The 16,468-nt window shown below is 69.2% G+C and carries 16 protein-coding genes; 3 read left to right on the forward strand and 13 right to left on the reverse strand.

All coding sequences use genetic code 11. The features are described 5' to 3' along the window. Positions 1-13: 13 nt before the first annotated feature. Entirely contained in the window at positions 14-1,519 is a 1,506-nt protein-coding gene (locus tag ACWIDW_RS12995) for a DEAD/DEAH box helicase (RefSeq protein WP_454125738.1), read from the forward strand. A 120-nt stretch (positions 1,520-1,639) separates the two neighbouring features. Here the strand turns inward: ACWIDW_RS12995 and ACWIDW_RS13000 are convergent, their stop codons facing one another. The 6 genes from ACWIDW_RS13000 to ACWIDW_RS13025 form a co-directional block, all read right to left on the reverse strand. Further along, positions 1,640-2,929, reverse strand: coding sequence for a citrate synthase (locus tag ACWIDW_RS13000; protein ID WP_454125739.1), 1,290 nt, complete (start codon positions 2,927-2,929; stop codon positions 1,640-1,642). Between the two features lie 157 nt (positions 2,930-3,086). Continuing rightward, complete coding sequence (dapC, locus tag ACWIDW_RS13005; protein ID WP_454125740.1) at positions 3,087-4,199, reverse strand: succinyldiaminopimelate transaminase; 1,113 nt, start codon at positions 4,197-4,199, stop codon at positions 3,087-3,089. Beyond that, the gene (gene fdxA, locus ACWIDW_RS13010) at positions 4,200-4,520 is read right to left on the reverse strand and encodes a ferredoxin (protein ID WP_452322888.1); all 321 of its coding nucleotides are present in this window, start codon (positions 4,518-4,520) and stop codon (positions 4,200-4,202) included. Positions 4,521-4,539: 19 nt separating this feature from the next. Next, positions 4,540-4,932, reverse strand: coding sequence for a histidinol dehydrogenase (locus tag ACWIDW_RS13015; RefSeq protein WP_454125814.1), 393 nt, complete (start codon positions 4,930-4,932; stop codon positions 4,540-4,542). 53 nt (positions 4,933-4,985) lie between these two features. Next, entirely contained in the window at positions 4,986-5,300 is a 315-nt protein-coding gene (locus ACWIDW_RS13020; protein WP_454125741.1) for an AzlD domain-containing protein, read from the reverse strand. Next, entirely contained in the window at positions 5,297-6,025 is a 729-nt protein-coding gene (locus ACWIDW_RS13025; RefSeq protein WP_454125742.1) for an AzlC family ABC transporter permease, read from the reverse strand. The genes ACWIDW_RS13020 and ACWIDW_RS13025 overlap by 4 nt, the downstream gene beginning before the upstream one ends. A 65-nt stretch (positions 6,026-6,090) precedes the next feature. On the opposite strand from ACWIDW_RS13025, the gene ACWIDW_RS13030 reads away from it, so the two are divergent. Beyond that, positions 6,091-6,636 (forward strand): helix-turn-helix domain-containing protein, encoded by a 546-nt coding sequence (locus ACWIDW_RS13030; protein ID WP_454125743.1) that lies wholly within the window; start codon positions 6,091-6,093, stop codon positions 6,634-6,636. 17 nt (positions 6,637-6,653) lie between these two features. Here ACWIDW_RS13030 and ACWIDW_RS13035 read toward each other — a convergent pair whose 3' ends face one another. Both ACWIDW_RS13035 and typA read right to left on the reverse strand, forming a co-directional pair. Then, a complete protein-coding gene (locus ACWIDW_RS13035) occupies positions 6,654-7,535 on the reverse strand; it encodes an aggregation-promoting factor C-terminal-like domain-containing protein (protein WP_454125744.1) in 882 nt (293 codons plus the stop codon). 265 nt (positions 7,536-7,800) lie between these two features. Continuing rightward, entirely contained in the window at positions 7,801-9,711 is a 1,911-nt protein-coding gene (typA, locus tag ACWIDW_RS13040; protein WP_454125745.1) for a translational GTPase TypA, read from the reverse strand. A gap of 124 nt (positions 9,712-9,835) precedes the next feature. Here typA and ACWIDW_RS13045 point away from each other — a divergent pair, with 124 nt between their 5' ends. Then, complete coding sequence (locus ACWIDW_RS13045; RefSeq protein WP_454125746.1) at positions 9,836-10,594, forward strand: CPBP family intramembrane glutamic endopeptidase; 759 nt, start codon at positions 9,836-9,838, stop codon at positions 10,592-10,594. 9 nt (positions 10,595-10,603) lie between these two features. Here the strand turns inward: ACWIDW_RS13045 and ACWIDW_RS13050 are convergent, their stop codons facing one another. The 5 genes from ACWIDW_RS13050 to ACWIDW_RS13070 form a co-directional block, all read right to left on the reverse strand. Beyond that, on the reverse strand, positions 10,604-11,173 hold the full coding sequence (locus tag ACWIDW_RS13050) for a PH domain-containing protein (protein WP_454125747.1): 570 nt from the start codon (positions 11,171-11,173) through the stop codon (positions 10,604-10,606). After that, on the reverse strand, positions 11,170-12,819 hold the full coding sequence (locus ACWIDW_RS13055; RefSeq protein ID WP_454125748.1) for a dipeptide ABC transporter ATP-binding protein: 1,650 nt from the start codon (positions 12,817-12,819) through the stop codon (positions 11,170-11,172). The genes ACWIDW_RS13050 and ACWIDW_RS13055 overlap by 4 nt, the downstream gene beginning before the upstream one ends. Beyond that, a complete protein-coding gene (locus ACWIDW_RS13060; RefSeq protein ID WP_454125749.1) occupies positions 12,816-13,757 on the reverse strand; it encodes an ABC transporter permease in 942 nt (313 codons plus the stop codon). The genes ACWIDW_RS13055 and ACWIDW_RS13060 overlap by 4 nt, the downstream gene beginning before the upstream one ends. Beyond that, a complete protein-coding gene (locus tag ACWIDW_RS13065) occupies positions 13,744-14,676 on the reverse strand; it encodes an ABC transporter permease (protein ID WP_454125750.1) in 933 nt (310 codons plus the stop codon). Before ACWIDW_RS13065 ends, ACWIDW_RS13060 begins: the two co-directional genes overlap by 14 nt. Before the next feature lie 96 nt (positions 14,677-14,772). Then, positions 14,773-16,410, reverse strand: a complete 1,638-nt coding sequence (locus ACWIDW_RS13070) for a peptide ABC transporter substrate-binding protein (protein ID WP_454125751.1) — start codon at positions 16,408-16,410, stop codon at positions 14,773-14,775. Between the last annotated feature and the right edge of the window lie 58 nt (positions 16,411-16,468).

A 16,468-nucleotide genomic window follows, 5' to 3' on the forward strand; every position in this document is an offset into this window, starting at 1 on the left:
CGGAGATACTCCTATGCCTTCCTTCCTCGATCTCGGCGTGCCCGCCGCGCTGGCCGACGTTCTGGCCGCCGACGGCAAGACCGAGGCGTTCGCCATCCAGCGCGACACGCTTCCCGACTCGCTCGCCGGCCGTGACCTGCTCGGCCGCGGCCGCACCGGCAGCGGCAAGACCATCGCGTTCGCACTGCCCCTGGTCGCCCGCCTGTCGGCATCCGGCACGCGCCGACAGCCCGGCCGTCCCCGCGGACTCGTGCTCGCGCCGACCCGCGAGCTCGCCACCCAGATCGCCGCGACCATCAAGCCGCTCGCCGAGGCCGTCGGCATGCGCGTCACCACGGTGTTCGGCGGTGTCTCGCAGCGCCCGCAGGAGCAGGCGCTGCGTGCCGGCGTCGACATCGTCGTGGCGTGCCCCGGCCGCCTCGAAGACCTCATGAAGCAGGGCGTCGTCTCGCTCGGCGCCGTCGAGGTCGCCGTGCTCGACGAGGCCGACCACATGGCCGACCTGGGCTTCCTGCCCGGTGTGACCCGCATCCTCTCGGCCACTCCGGCCGGCGGGCAGCGCCTGCTGTTCAGCGCCACCCTCGACCGCGGCATCGACTCGCTCGCGAAGCGGTTCCTCTCCAACCCGGTCAGCCACGAGGTCGACGAGGCGAGCGTGCCGGTCGGTGAGATGACCCACCGCGTGCTCATCGCGTCTGACGCGGATGCCAAGAAGAAGCTCGTCGAGGACCTCGCATCGGGTCTGGGCCGTCGCATCCTGTTCACCCGCACCAAGCACCACGCCAAGAAGCTCGCCAAGCAGCTGACCTCGGCGGGCATCCCGTCGGTCGACCTGCACGGCAACCTCGGGCAGAACGCGCGCGAGCGCAACCTCGCCGCGTTCGGCGCCGACCCCGCGAACGGCGGCGTGCGTGTGCTCGTCGCGACCGACGTCGCCGCGCGCGGCGTGCACGTCGACGACGTCGAGCTGGTCGTGCACGTCGACCCGCCCGTCGAGCACAAGGCGTACCTGCACCGCTCCGGCCGCACCGCCCGTGCGGGTGCCGCCGGCACCGTGGTCACGCTGATGCTGCCCGAGCAGCGCCGCGACGTGAAGGACATCCTGCGCAAGGCGCAGATCACCGTGGGCCTGGAGGACGTCACGCCCGCCATCGTCGACGAGCTCGTCGGCGAGCGCGCCGCGAAGGTCAAGACGGTCCCGGTCGCCCCGCAGCAGAACAAGCCGAAGGCCAAGCCGGCGCAGCAGTCCGGCGGCGAGGCCCGCGCACGCTCCGGCTCGGGCCGCCGTCGCTCGGGTCGCACCGGCGACACGGTGCAGCGCACGGATGCCGGTCGCGAGCGCGCCCGCACGCACGCTCAGAGCAGCCAGCCGCGCTACTCCACCCAGACCGGAGCCCCGGCGGGCCAGCAGCGCCAGGGCGACCACGGCGCCGCGCGCCCGTCGTCGACCGGCCAGCAGCACGGCGCAGGTCGCGCGCGCACCGGATCGCGCCGCGCCAGCCGCCCGCAGGGGCGCTGACGCGCGACTCCACCGAGAGCTCACAAGAGCGGCCCGCCACGGAACTCCGTGGCGGGCCGCTCTTTCGTGCTGAACCCGCTGAGGTTGCCCGACGCGCCCGACAAGCGCCTCCCCCGCGACTCAGCGCGTGGGGAACGAGCGCTCCGGCGAGCCGGTGTACAGCTGCTGCGGCCGACCGATCTTGGTCTGCGGGTCGAGGTTCAGCTCACGCCACTGCGCCAGCCAGCCGGGCAGGCGGCCGATGGCGAACAGCACGGTGAACATGCGCGTGGGGAAGCCCATCGCCTTGTAGATCACACCGGTGTAGAAGTCGACGTTCGGGTACAGCCGGCGCTCTCTGAAGTAGTCGTCGGCGAGCGCGATCTCCTCGAGCTCCTTGGCGAGGTCGAGCAGCGGATCGGTCACGCCGAGCTCGGCGAGTACCTCGTCGGCAGCCTCCTTGACCAGCTTCGCGCGCGGGTCGTAGTTCTTGTAGACGCGGTGCCCGAAGCCCATCAGCTTCACACCGGCCTCCTTGTTCTTCACGCTCTCGACGAAGCGCTGCACGCTCTGGCCCGACTCGCGGATCTGCCCGAGCATGGTCAGCACCGCCTCGTTGGCCCCGCCGTGCAGCGGTCCGGAGAGCGCCTGGATGCCGGCCGAGATCGACGCGAACTGGTTGGCGCCGGTCGAGCCGACCAGACGCACCGTCGACGTCGACGCGTTCTGCTCGTGGTCCTCGTGCAGGATCAGCAGCAGCTCGAGCGCCTTCGACATCACGGGGTTTACCTCGTACGGCTCGCTGTGCACGCCGAAGTTGAGCTTGAGGAAGTTGTCGACGAAGCTCAGCGAGTTGTCGGGGTACAGGAACGCCTGTCCGACGCTCTTCTTGTGCGCGTACGCGGCGATGACCGGCAGCTTGGCGAGCATGCGCACCATGTTCAGCTCGACATGCTCGGGGTTGTGCGGGTCGGTCTGGCCCTCGTAGTAGGTCGACAGCGCGGCGACCGCCGACGACAGCACCGCCATCGGGTGCGCGGTGTGCGGCAGCGCCGAGAAGAAGTGCTTGAGATCCTCGTGCAGCAGGGTGTGCCGGCGGATCTTCTCGTCGAACTCAGCGAGCTCGCTCGCGCTGGGCAGCTCGCCGTAGATCAGCAGCCACGCCACCTCGAGGTAGCTGCAGTTCTTCGCGATCTGCTCGATCGGGTAGCCGCGGTAGCGCAGGATGCCCTGATCTCCGTCGATGAAGGTGACGGCCGACTTGGTGGACGCGGTGTTCACGAAGCCGTAGTCGAGAGCCGTGTACCCGGTCTGACGCGTGAGCGTCGAGAAGTCGATGCTGTCGGTGCCGCTGCTTGCGCGCACGACGGGGAATTCCGCCGTGGTGTCGCCGATCGAAAGTGTCGCCTTCTCGGGCTGAGCTGCGCTCACGCCAACCTCCTGCTGCGTTCGTGTCGTCGTGGGCGATGAGAGACGCACGCAGCGCCGGTCCAGCAGACCACATCGCCTCTACAGCCTAGTCGCGACCGCGGCCTACTGTGACATCCTCCAAGAGGTGCCCCTCATCACCGCGCGGTGCGCACAAAAGTCAGTGATCGGCGGCGATCAGACGCGCTGCCGCCTGCTGCACCCGCTCGAGCGGCGCGGTGAGCGAGAGGCGCACGTGCTGTGCGGAGTGGTCGCCGTAGAAGTGGCCGGGGCCGGCCAGGATGCCGAGGGATGCCAGCCGGTCCATCGACTCCCACGCATCGCGTCCCTCGGTGGCCCACAGGTATAGGCCGGCCTCGGAGCCGTCGATGCGGAACCCCGCCTCGACGAGCGCTGGCCGCAGCACGTCGCGGCGCTGACGGTAGAGCCTCTTCTGCGCGGCGACGTGCTCGTCGTCGCGCAGGGCGACGGCCATCGCGTGCTGCACGGGCGCGGGCGGCATCAGCCCGAGATGCTTGCGCGCGGCGAGGATGTCGCCGATCAGGGTCGAGCAGCCGGCGATGAACGCCGCGCGGTAGCCCGCGAGGTTGGACTGCTTGCTGAGCGAGTAGACGCTGAGCAGGTTCGCACGGCTGCCGTCGGTGACCCGCGGGTCGAGCACCGACGGGATCGCCTCGCTCTGCCAGGGACCGTCCCAGCCGAGTTCGGCGTAGCACTCGTCGCTCGCCAGCACGGCGCCGAGATCGCGCGCCCGGCGCACGGCGGCGCGGAGAGCCTCGACGTCCCAGGTGCGCCCGTCGGGATTTCCGGGGCTGTTGATCCAGATGAGCTTCGCACCCTCGGGCCATTCCGCCGGGTCGTCGGCGGCGACGGCGGTCGCACCTGAGACCGCCGCACCGACCGCGTAGGTCGGGTAGGCGACGCGCGGGTGCACGACGACATCGCCCGCCCCCAGGCCGAGCAGGAGCGGCAGCAGCGCGACGAGCTCTTTCGACCCGATGGTGGGCAGGACGTTCGCCTCGGTGAGGGCGGGCACACCGCGCCGTCGCACGTACCAGTCGACGATGGCCCGGCGCACGTCGCTCGTGCCGACCGTCTGCGGATAGGCGTGCGCGTCGGTCGCCTCGGCGAGTGCCCGGCGGATCACCTCGGGGGTGGGGTCGACCGGCGAGCCGATCGACAGATCGACGAGCCCATCGGGATGCCGGGCCGCCCGCTCGCGGTAGGGAACCACCGCATCCCAGGGGTAGTCCGCGAGATCCCGGACTCCCACTCAGTCCCCCTGCGGCGGCAGGGCGCTGACCACGGGGTGATCGAAGTCGTAGACGCCGACCTTCGACGCGCCACCCGGGGAGCCGATCTCGTCGAAGAACTCCACGTTGGCCTTGTAGTAGTCGGCCCACTCCTCGGGCAGGTCGTCTTCGTAGTAGATCGCCTCGACCGGGCAGACCGGCTCGCAGGCGCCGCAGTCCACGCACTCGTCGGGGTGGATGTACAGCATCCGCTCGCCTTCGTAGATGCAGTCCACGGGGCACTCATCGATGCAGGCGCGGTCCTTGACATCGACGCAGGGAAGAGCGATCACGTACGTCACAGCTTCAGTCTACGACCCCTCAGCGCCCCTCGCCCCGCGATGCGGCGGCACTCGAGGACAGCTCCCGCAGCCGGCGGGTGTCGGGCCAGGCCACGGTCAGCATGACGATCCCCGCCGCGACGTACATCCAGATGTTGCCGAGCGCGGTGTTCGGCACGACGATCGATCCCCCCGGACCACGCTGCGAGATCACCAGAAGTAGCGCCATCATGCCCAGCCCGGCGGCGAGCGCCGCCCAGCGATCGCCGGTGAGCGCGCGCAGCGCGACGAGCAAGGCGGCGCACGCGATGCCGCCCAGGATCATGCCGACGGGGACGGGCCCGATCGTGAAGCTGTGCGCGATGGTCGCAGCGACGCCGTAGACGGCCCCGACCAGGGCCGCGGCCAGCCAGGAGAGGCCTCGGGAGAGCATTCTGCGCACGGAGTCAGCCTACTGCGCGCCGCTCTCCCCCACCTGAGCAGCGCTCACCCGGCGAGACCTGCCATCCGCAGCAGCGCCGCGACAGCGGCGGCGGCGAACACGACGACGAGGAACGACTGCCGCATCCACAGCAGACCGGCGGCGACGAGCACTGCCGGCACCCGGGCATCCACCATCACCGCTTGACCTGCACCCAGACTCTGCACCGCGACCAGCGCACCCAGCAGCGCGACGGTGAGCAGATCCGAGATCCGTGCCGGTCTCGGCGCCTCGAGCAGTCCGGCCGGCACGAGGTATCCGGCCGCCTTCAGCCCGACGCACACGCAGGCGGCGAGCAGCACCGCACTCCAGACGGTCATCGGGATGCCTCCACGGTCGTGTCGGGGCGGCCGAGCCAGTTGAACCAGCCGACCACGATCGCGACGAGCGCGGCGACGAGCACCGGAAGACCGGGCATGAGGAAGGGCGTGAGCCCCGCGGCGACGACGGCGGCAGCCACGCCGACAGCGATCGCCTGGCGCTCCCGCAGCCGGGGCCACAGCAGGGCGAGGAACGCGGCGGCGGCCGCCGCATCCAGACCCCACGCCTTCGGGTCGCCGAGCACGTCCCCGAGCAGGGCGCCCGCGAGCGTGGTGAGGTTCCAGCCGATCAGCACTCCGACCCCGGTGAGCCAGAATCCCAGCCGACGCAGGTGCGGCGTCTCCTGAGAGATCGCGACTGCCGTCGACTCGTCGATGGTGACGTGCGCGGCGGCGGCCCGACGCCAGAAGCCGGTGCCGATGATCGACGACATGCGCATGCCGTAGGCGACGTTGCGCACGCCGAGCAGCGCGGCGGAGGCGACCGCCGAGGGCAGAGCGGCCATGCCGCCCGCGCCGAACACGCCGATGAAGGCGAACTGCGACCCGCCGGTGAACATCAGCAGGCTCAGCACGCAGGTCTGCCAGACGTCGAGTCCGGATGCCACCGACAGGGCGCCGAACGAGATGCCGTACGCGCTGGTGGCGACGGCGACGCCGAGGCCCTCGCGCCACACCTCTCTGAGGGCGTGATTCTGCTCCCGTGTTCGCTCTGCTGAACGCATGGGCATCATTCTGAACATGTCGCTTGGTTCAGTCAAATCGAACGATCGTTTGTCATACTGAACGCATGGACCTGCGCGAACGACTCGCCCTCTCCCTGCGCCGCGAGCGGGAGGGCGCCGGCCTGTCGGTGTCCGAGTTGGCCCGTCGCGCGAGCGTCTCCAAGGCGACCGTCTCGCAGCTCGAGAGCGGCTCGGGAAACCCGAGCGTCGAGACGCTGTGGGCCATCGGCGACGCACTCGGTGTGCCGTTCGCGACCCTCGTCGACGACCGCGCTCCGGCGGCGCGGCTCATCCGCGTCGGAGATCACGCGGGAGTGCCGTCGGCGGCGTCCCCGTATCTCGCGACACTGCTGTCGGCCGCCGCTCCCGGCACGAGGCGCGACATCTACCTCATCCAGGCCGAGCCGGGCGAGCCGAGGCGCTCGCTGCCGCACCACGCGGGAACGACCGAGCACGTCGTGCTGATCAGCGGCGAGGCGCTGGTCGGGCCGGACGACGCGCCTGAGCTGCTGCATCCCGGCGACTACCTGTCGTACGCGGGCGACGCGCCGCACATCTTCGAGGCGCGCAGCCCCGGCACCAGCGCGGTGCTGGTGTCGGAGCTGCGCTGACCAGCCGCGTCAGCGGCTCAGTACCAGTTCACCGCCTGCGAGTGGCCCCAGGCCGCGCACGGCGAGCCGTACACGGTGTCGATGTAGCCGAGACCCCAGGCGATCTGCGTCGCCGCGTTGGTGCGCCAGTCCGCACCCGCCGACGCCATCTTGCTGCCGGGCAGCGACTGCGGGATGCCGGTGGCCCCGCCGTTGGAGTTGTAGGCCTGGTAGTTCCAGCCCGACTCCTTGGTCCACAGCTTCGCGAGGCACGAGAACTCTCCCTCGCCCCAGCCGTAGCGCTCGGCCGCCATGGCGCGCGCGGTCGCCTTCGCGCCCTCGGGGGTGTTGGCCGCGGCCAGACGTGCCTGCTCCTCGGCCGCCTGCCGTGCCGCCTCCTCGGCGGCGATGCGCTCGGCTTCGGCCTTCGCGCGAGCGGCTTCCTCGGCCACACGGACGGCCTCGGCTTCCTTCCCCGCGGTCAGCGCGTTCTGCAGGTCGGCGGTCTTCGATTGCACGACGGTGGTGCCGCTCACGACGTCGGCCGTGAGGTCGGCGACCTCTTCGGACGACAGCTGGTCGGCCTTGGTGAGCTTCTTCACATCGGCGATCAGGTCGCTGAGGTCGACCTCGGTGCGCTCGGTCGGCAGCGCGAAGTCGACCTGGGCGACCACGTTGTTGAGCGACGTGGCGTTCACCAGGGCGATCTTGCCGTCGTCTGCGGCGTCGGCGGCCTGCTCGAGAGCCTGCTCGGAGGGGATGGCGCCGAGCGCCGCGGGAGCGAAGATCGCGCCGGCGGCCGCGGTGGCCGTCAGCACGGCACCGACCGCGACGGCGATGAGCGGACGACGCATGCGCGTGTGAGCGGATGCCAGGTCTGCGACCCGCTGAGACGCGCGGGTGTTCTGGATATCGATCATGGGGTGAGGTTTCGACCTTCGGGTTGTCGACGGCCCGGACCCTCACGGGGCGCGCTCATGGGAGCGACGTTTCCCGGGCACGAGAGACAAGCCTGAGCCCCGCACCTGGACGAAACCCTGCCCTCATCTGCACAGAACGTGCACGCTTCCCGGGAATGACGCCCCGTCGTGCTCGGGAAAGTGTGTTATGCGTTCGTTACCTTACGCGTCCGCAGAACGCCGAAGACCCCGGCACCGGGCCGGGGTCTTCGTGCGGTCGAGCAGGTCAGGCGTTGGCATCCTGACGCTTCAGACGCGACGCCTCACGACCGCGAGTCGTCGCGTCGAGGATCACCTTGCGGATGCGCACGACCTCGGGTGTCACCTCGACGCACTCGTCGTCGCGGGCGAACTCGAGGCTCTCCTCGAGCGAGAGCTCGCGCGGCGGCGTCATCGACTCGAACGTGTCGGCCGTGGCCGAGCGCATGTTGGTGAGCTTCTTCTCCTTGGTGATGTTCACGTCCATGTCGTCGCTGCGGGAGTTCTCGCCGATGACCATGCCCTCGTAGACCTCTTGCGTGGGCTTGACGAAGAACGACATGCGCTCCTGCAGTGCGATCATCGCGAACGGGGTCACGACGCCGGAGCGGTCGGCGACGATCGAGCCGTTCTGCCGCGTGGTGATCTGCCCCGCCCACGGCTCGTAGCCGTGCGAGATGCTGTTCGCGATGCCGGTGCCGCGCGTGGTGGTCATGAACTCGGTGCGGAAGCCGATCAGACCGCGCGCAGGCACGACGAACTCCATGCGCACCCAGCCCGTGCCGTGGTTGGTCATGCCCTCCATGCGGCCCTTGCGGTTCGCGAGCAGCTGCGTGATCGCGCCGAGGTACTCCTCGGGGGCGTCGATGGTGAGGTGCTCGAACGGCTCGTGGGTCTTGCCGTCGATCTGCTTGGTGACGACCTGCGGCTTGCCGACGGTGAGCTCGAAGCCCTCGCGACGCATGTTCTCGACGAGGATGGCCAGCGCCAGCTCGCCGCGGCCCTGCACCTCCCAGGCATCCGGCCGGCCGATGTCGACGACCTTGAGCGACACGTTGCCGATCAGCTCGCGGTCGAGGCGGTCCTTCACCATGCGCGCGGTGAGCTTGTGGCCCTTGACCTTGCCCACCAGGGGCGAGGTGTTCGTGCCGATGGTCATCGAGATGGCCGGGTCGTCGACGTGGATCTGCGGCAGCGGACGCACGTCGTTCGGGTCGGCGATCGTCTCGCCGATCGTGATGTCGGCGAAGCCCGCGATGGCGACGATGTCGCCGGGGCCGGCGGACTCGGCCGGGTAGCGCTCGAGCGCACGCGTCATCAGCAGCTCGGTGATGCGTGCGCTGCTCGTGGTGCCGTCGGCGCGCACCCAGGCGACGGTCTGGCCCTTCTTCAGCGTGCCGTTGAACACACGCAGAAGCGCGAGGCGGCCGAGGAACGGGCTGGAGTCGAGGTTCGTCACCCACGCCTGCAGGGGCGCCTCGTCGTCGTACGACGGCGCCGGGATGTGCTCGAGGATCGCCCCGAACAGCGGTTCGAGGTCGTCGTTGTCGGGCAGCTCGCCGTTGGCGGGGCGGTTGCGCGAGGCGGCGCCGGCGCGGCCGGACGCGTAGACGACGGGCACGTCGAGGAGCGCGTCGACATCGAGATCGGGCACGTCGTCGACGAGATCGGATGCCAGTCCCAGCAGCAGATCCTGCGCCTCGGCCTCGACCTCGGCGATGCGCGCGTCGGGCCGGTCGGTCTTGTTGACCAGGAGGATGACGGGAAGCTTCGCCTCGAGCGCCTTGCGCAGCACGAAGCGGGTCTGCGGCAGCGGGCCCTCGGACGCGTCCACCAGCAGCACGACGCCGTCGACCATCGACAGGCCGCGCTCGACCTCACCGCCGAAGTCGGCGTGGCCCGGGGTGTCGATGACGTTGATCGTGACAGGCGTCTCGGCGTGGACGCCCTGGTACGTGATCGCGGTGTTCTTCGCGAGGATCGTGATGCCCTTCTCGCGTTCCAGATCACCGGAGTCCATGGAGCGCTCTTCGAGGTGCGCGTGCTCGCCGAACGAGCCGGTCTGGCGCAGCATGGCCTCGACGAGCGTGGTCTTGCCGTGGTCGACGTGTGCGACGATCGCGACGTTTCGGAGGTCGGAGCGGAGGGCGTGCGCCATTCAAGAAGTCCAATGCGGATGGGTGTGAGATGGGATGCCGCGTGTGCCGAATGAACGAGAGCGACGTTCCAGAATAGCGCACTGCCGCGGATGCCGCGTGGACGCAGGCCGTAGCATCGGAGACGTGAACCGGACGCGCCTGTGGTGGGAGATCGCGATCGTGCTGGCGCTCGGCCTCGGCCAGTCGGCGGTGTACGCCGTGGTGCAGCTCGCCTACCGGCTCACCGACTCCACTCCCCTGGCCGACCAGACCGCGACCCTTAACCCGTCGCGCAGCGACCGCGAGGTGTTCGACCTCATCTATCAGCTGCTCTCGATCGGCTTCGGGATCGTGCCGGTGCTGCTGGTCTGCTTCCTGCTCTGGCGGTCGCGCCGACCGCATCTCGGAATGCTCGGTCTCGACGGCACGAGAACCGCGCGCGACATCGGCTGGGGCCTCGGCCTGGTGGGCGCGATCGGCATCCCCGGTCTGGGTCTCTACCTCCTCGGCCGTGCACTCGGCTGGTTCGTGGCCGTCGACCCCGCCGGACTCGACGCACACTGGTGGACGGTGCCGATCCTGCTGCTGTCGGCGGCGCGGGCATCCCTCCAGGAGGAGTTCGTGGTGCTCGGCTACCTGTTCGCCCGACTCCGGCAGCTCGGCTGGGGCGTCTGGCCGATCATCATCGCGACGAGCGTGCTGCGCGCGACGTATCACCTGTACCAGGGCCCCGGTGCGTTCGTCGGCAACCTCGCGATGGGACTGCTGTTCGGCTGGCTGTTCGCCCGCACCGGGCGCCTGCTGCCGTTCCTCGTCGCGCACTTCGCGATCGACGCGCTCGTCTTCGTCGGCTACCCGTGGGCGGCCGCGACCTGGCCCGCCGTGTTCGGCCTGCCGGGCTGAGCGGTCGGCTCAGCCGCTGGTGACCAGAACGGCCAGCACGGCCCAGGCGACGATCACGAGCAGGGCGACGATCGCCGGGACGTCCCATCCGCGGCGCACGGGCGGCACCGGGGCGACGGGCGCGGCGTTCGCCTTCGCCTTGCGCAGCGCCGCGACGGCATCGTCGGCGCGCCCGTTGGCGTCCTCCTTGGTGCGGCCGGGGCCGAGCCGCTGCGGCCGGCGCGTGGCCGGACCGCCGAAGCACGTGATCAGCGAGCCGTCGTCGAGGGTGATCTCGATCTGCCAGCGCATCCGGATCTGCGCCACGCGCGCCCAGGGCGCGAAGGTGGTGCGCAGCAGATTCTGCACGAACACGCCGTCGGCCGTCGCGCGCACCCGGGATGCCACGCCGAGAACGTACACGCTCCACAGCACGAGCAGCGGCCACGGGGCCAGCAGCACCGCGGTGACCGCGTCGGCGCGCACCGCGGCGTCGACCAGCAGCACCGCCGAGAGGATCGAGCAGATCACCAGCAGCGCCACCCCGCCCCGGTTGCGGAGCGAGGCGGCGCGGGCTGGTGTCGCGGGCTCGGATGTCACAGACCGACGCCGCCCAGCGGCAGCGACGCGCCCGGGATGGCGTCGAGCAGGCGACGTGTGTACTCCTCCTGCGGGCTGGAGAAGATCGAGTCCACCGTGCCCTGCTCGACGATCCTGCCCTTCTCCATGACGCAGACGAGGTCGGCCGCCACGCGCACGACGGCGAGGTCGTGCGTGATGAACAGGTACGTCAGCCCGAGGTCGTTCTGCAGGTCAGACAGCAGGTGCAGGATCTGATCCTGCACGAGCACGTCGAGAGCCGAGACCGCCTCGTCGAGCACGACGATGTCGGGCTTGAGGGCCAGCGCGCGGGCGATCGCCACGCGCTGACGCTGGCCGCCCGACAACTCGTTCGGGTAGCGCTCGGCAAGCTCCCGCGGCAGCGACACCTGGTCGAGCAGCTCGAGCGAGCGCTTGTGCTGCTCGTCACGTGTGCCGATGCCGTGCACCTGCAGCGGCTCGCTGATGAGGTTGCCGATGCTGCGCAGCGGGTCGAGCGATCCGTACGGATCCTGGAACACCGGCTGCATGCGCCGGCGCAGGGCGAAGACCTCCGCGCGCGACATGGTGCTCGTCGCCTCGCCGTCGATGAGGATCTCACCGTCGGTCGGCTTCTCGAGCTGAAGCAGCATCTTCGCCACGGTCGACTTGCCCGATCCCGATTCACCCACCAGCGCGAGGGTCTTGCCCCGAGGGATCGAGAACGAGACGCCGTCCACGGCGAGGAACTTCTCGCTGCGCAGACCACCGCTGCGGATGGAGTACTGCTTGACGAGGTCGCGCACCTCGACCACGGCGGGTGCCGCGCTCACGGGCTCCTCCGCGCGGGTCGACACGGCGCCGATCCGCTTCGAGGCGAGGCTGGGTGCTGCGGCGACCAGTCGCTGCGTGTACGGGTGCTGCGGCCGCGAGAGGATCTCGTCGCTCGGGCCGGCCTCGACGATCTCGCCCTGGTTCATCACGATGATCCGGTCTGCCCGGTCACCTGCCAGCCCCAGGTCGTGCGTGATCAGCAGCACCGACGTGCCGCGTTCGCTGGTCAGGCTCGCCAGGTGATCGAGGATCACCCGCTGCACCGTCACGTCGAGCGCACTCGTCGGCTCGTCGGCGATCAGCAGCTGAGGGTCGGCGGCCAGGCCGATGCCGATCAGCGCGCGCTGTCGCATGCCGCCCGAGAACTGGTGCGGGAACTGGTGCATGCGGCGCGCCGCGTCGGCGAGACCCGCCTGCTGCAGCACCTCGACGGCGCGGTCGTGCACCTCGCGGCGCCCCTGCGCCAGGCCGTTCGCCCGCACGGCCTCCTTGACCTGGAAGCCGATCGACCACACGGGGTTGAGGTTCGACATCGGGTCCTGGGGGACGTAGCCGATCTCACGACCGCGGATGTGCTCGAGCTCGGCCCGCTTCGCGGTGGTGAGCTCGCGCCCGTCGAGCGTGATGCTGCCGCCGGTGACGTGTCCGGTGCCCGGGAGCAGGCCGATGATGGCCGCCGCGGTGGTGGACTTGCCCGATCCCGACTCGCCCACGATCGCCAGCGTCTCGCCGGCCATCATGTCGAAGCTCACGCCGTGCAGCACTTCGCGGATCTTCTTGCCGCTGCGGAATGCGACGCGCAGGTCGCGCACGCTGAGCAGAGGTTCGGTCATCGCTGAGCCCTCGCCTTCGGGTCGACGGCGTCGCGCAGCAGCTCGCCGAGCGTGACGAATGCCAGCACGGTGACGGTCAGGGCCAGCGACGGCCAGAACAGCGCCATCGGCGCGGTGCGGATGTTGGTCTGTGCCTGGCTGATGTCCAGGCCCCACGACATGGTGCCGCTCAGCCCGACGCCGAGGAACGACAGCGTGGCCTCGGCGACGATGGCGCCGGCGAGCGACAGCGTGGCGACGACGATGACCGGTGCCATGGCGTTGGGCAGCACGTGCACGAGCAGTGTCTTGAACTGCGACAGGCCGATCGACTCGGCGCCCATCACGAAGTCGGCCTGTTTCACCCGGAGCACCTCGGCGCGCATGATGCGCGCCGTGGATGCCCAGGCGAAGCCGCCGATCGCGAGCGCCAGCACGATCTCGTTGCGCTGCGGCAGCACCGACATCACCACGATCGCCGCGATGATGTAGGGGATCGTGAAGAAGATGTCGCCCACGCGCGAGAGCACGGAGTCGAGCCAGCCGCCGTAGAAGCCGGCCAGTGCGCCCATGATGATTCCGAGAACCGTGCTGATCACGGTCGCGAGGGCACCGACGATGAGCGAGGTGCGGGTACCCCAGATCACGCGCGAGTACACATCGCAGCCCTGGCGGGTGAAGCCGAGCGGATGCCCGGACTCGGGCCCCTTGTTGCTCTTGGTCAGCACGCAGCCGTCGGCCGGGGGCACGTTGGTGAACAGGCTCGGCGCGAGGGCGACGATGATCACCAGCAGCACGAACGCGGCCGAGATCCAGAACAGCGGGCGGCGGCGCAGGTCGCGCCACGCGTCAAGCCACAGGTTGCTGGGCTTGGCATCGATGCGCACGACATCGACGGGCACCGACATGGTGTCCGCGGGCGCGACATAGTGGCCGCGGTCGAGGTCAGGTCGAGACATAGCGGATCCTCGGGTCGAGCAGGCCGTAGATGAGATCCACGACGAGGTTGATGAGCACGTACACGACGACGAACACCGTCACGAACGACACGACCGTCGGGTTCTCACCGCGGATGATCGCCTGATAGAGGGTGTTGCCGACGCCGGGCACGTTGAAGATGCCCTCGGTCACCGTCGCACCCACCATGAGGACGCCGAACACGGTGCCGAGGTCGGTGACCATCGGGATGAGGGAGTTGCGCAGCACGTGCACGGGGATGACGCGGCTGCGCGACAGTCCCTTGCTGTACGCCGTGCGCACCCAGTCCTGACCGAGGGTCTCGATCGTGGACGCACGGGTGAGCCGCATGCTCGTGGCGTAGACGCTGAAGCCCAGCACGATGGCCGGCAGCCAGAGATCGCCCCAGTCGTTGCGCGCACCCACCGTGGGTCGGAACCAGCCGAGCTGCACGGCGAGGAAGTACTGCGCGAGGAAAGACAGCACGAAGATCGGCACGGCGATGAAGATCAGAGCCAGCACGAGCATCGAGTTGTCGAACAGGCCACCCTTGTCGAGGGCGGAGAACAGGCCGATGATGATCGCGAGCACGAACGCGATGGCGACCGCCATGACCGCGAGGCGCAGCGTGATCGGGAACGTGCGCGCCAGGATGTCGGAGACGGACTGTCCCGAGAAGCTCGTGCCGAAGTCCAGCCGGAAGATGCCGGCGATGTAGTAGCCGTACTGCACGAGGAACGGCTCATCGAGGTGGTACTCGGCGCGAAGCCGCTCGAGCACCGCCGGGTTCGGCTGCTTGTCGCCGAACAGTCCGGCGATCGGGTCGCCGGGCATGGCGAAGACCATGAAGTAGATCAGCAGGGTGGCTCCGAAGAACACGGGGATCGCCTGCAGGATTCGTCTGAGGATGTAAAAGGCCACCCTCGACCTCCCTTCGGGTACGGGGCGCGGATCACACGCCTCGAGGGCAAAGATAACGAGGCGGTGGTGCGAGCACCACCGCCTCGTTGCGAAGGGTTACTCCGCCTTCTTCTTCTCGATCTGCGAGAAGAGCGGAACGGAGTTCCAGCCGAACTTCACGTTGTCGACGTTCTCGCCGAAGCCGCCGACGACGTTCGAGTACCACAGCGGCATGGCGGGCAGGTCCTGGAGGAGGATCTCCTGGGCCTGCTGGTACAGCTTGTTCGCCGCCTTCGGGTCGGTCTCCGAGACGCCCTCCGACAGCAGCTTGTCGAACTCGGGGTTCGAGTAGTCACCGTCGTTGGAGCCCGCGTTGGTCGCGTACAGCGGTCCGAGGAAGTTGTACAGACCCGGGTAGTCGGCCTGCCATCCGGTGCGGAAGGCGGTCTCGATCGTGCGGTCGGTGACCTTGGTGCGCAGCTCCTTGAAGGTCGGGTAGGGAGCACCCGACGCGTCGATGCCGAGCGTGTTCTTGATCGAGTTCACGGTCGCGTCGACCCAGGCCTGGTGGCCGCCGTCGGCGTTGTACGCGATCTGGAACGTGCCGCTCCACGGGCTGATCTTGTCAGCCTCGGCCCACAGCTCCTTGGCCTTCTTCTCGTTGAACTCGAGGACCTCAGCGCCCTTGAGCTTGTCGCTCCACCCGTCGATGACCGGCGAGGTGAAGTCGCTGGCCGGGGTGCGGGTGCCCTGGAAGATCACGTCGGTGATCTCCTTGCGGTTGATCGCCATCGACAGAGCCTGACGACGCAGCTTGCCCTCTTCGCCGCCGAAGTGCGCGAGGCGCTCGGGGATGGTGAAGGACTGGAAGATGGCCGCCGGCTGGTTGACCGCACGGTCGCCCAGGTCGGACTCGTAGTTGCCGAAGGCCGAGTCCGGGATGGCGTCGAGGACGTCGAGCTCGTTGGCGAGCAGGTCGTTGTACGCGGCGTCCTGCGTGGCGTAGAAGACGATCTCGAGACCGCCGTTCATCGCCTTGTTCGGGCCGTCGTAGTCGGGGTTCTTGACGAGGTTGATGCCCACGTCGTGCTTCCAGGCGCCCTCGCCCTCGAGCTTGTACGGGCCGTTGCCGATCGGGTTCTCGCCGAAGGCATCCATGTCCTCGAACGCGACGTCGGGGAGCGGGTAGTAGGCCGAGTAGCCGAGACGCTGCGCGAAGTCGGCGGCCGGCTTGTTGAGCTTGATCGTGAAGGTGTGGTCGTCGACCTGCTTCAGACCGGTCAGCTCGGAGTCCTCGTCATAGCTGAAGCCCTCGATGTCCTCGAAGAAGTAGCTGGAGAGCTGCTCGTTCGACGCCAGCGCGCCGTAGTTCCACGCCTTGATGAAGTTGTCGGCGGTGACCTCTTCACCGTCGGTGAACTTCAGGCCCTTGCGCAGCTTGACGGTGAGGTTCTGCGGGTCGTCGACGGTGATGTCTTCGGCGACGTCGTTGAACACCTTGCCGTCGGCTTCGTAGCCGATGAGTCCGGCGAAGATCGCGTCGAGGATCTTGCCACCACCGGTCTCGTTGGTGTTGGTCGGGATCAGCGGGTTTTGAGGTTCAGAGCCGTTGACCTTGATGATCGCGGACGCATCGGCGCTCGAGGAGCCCTTGTCTGCGTCGGGCTTATCGCCGCTGCTTGCGCAGCCGGAGAGTGCCAGGGCACTCGCCGCGAGCAGCGCAATGCCCGCGAGGGTGATCTTGTTGTGCTTCACAGTGTCCTCCTGTGGACCGGGACAAGCACGCGCTCGACACCGAACGCGCTCAGGTTCG

This window comes from Microbacterium sp. NPDC055312, assembly GCF_053645675.1.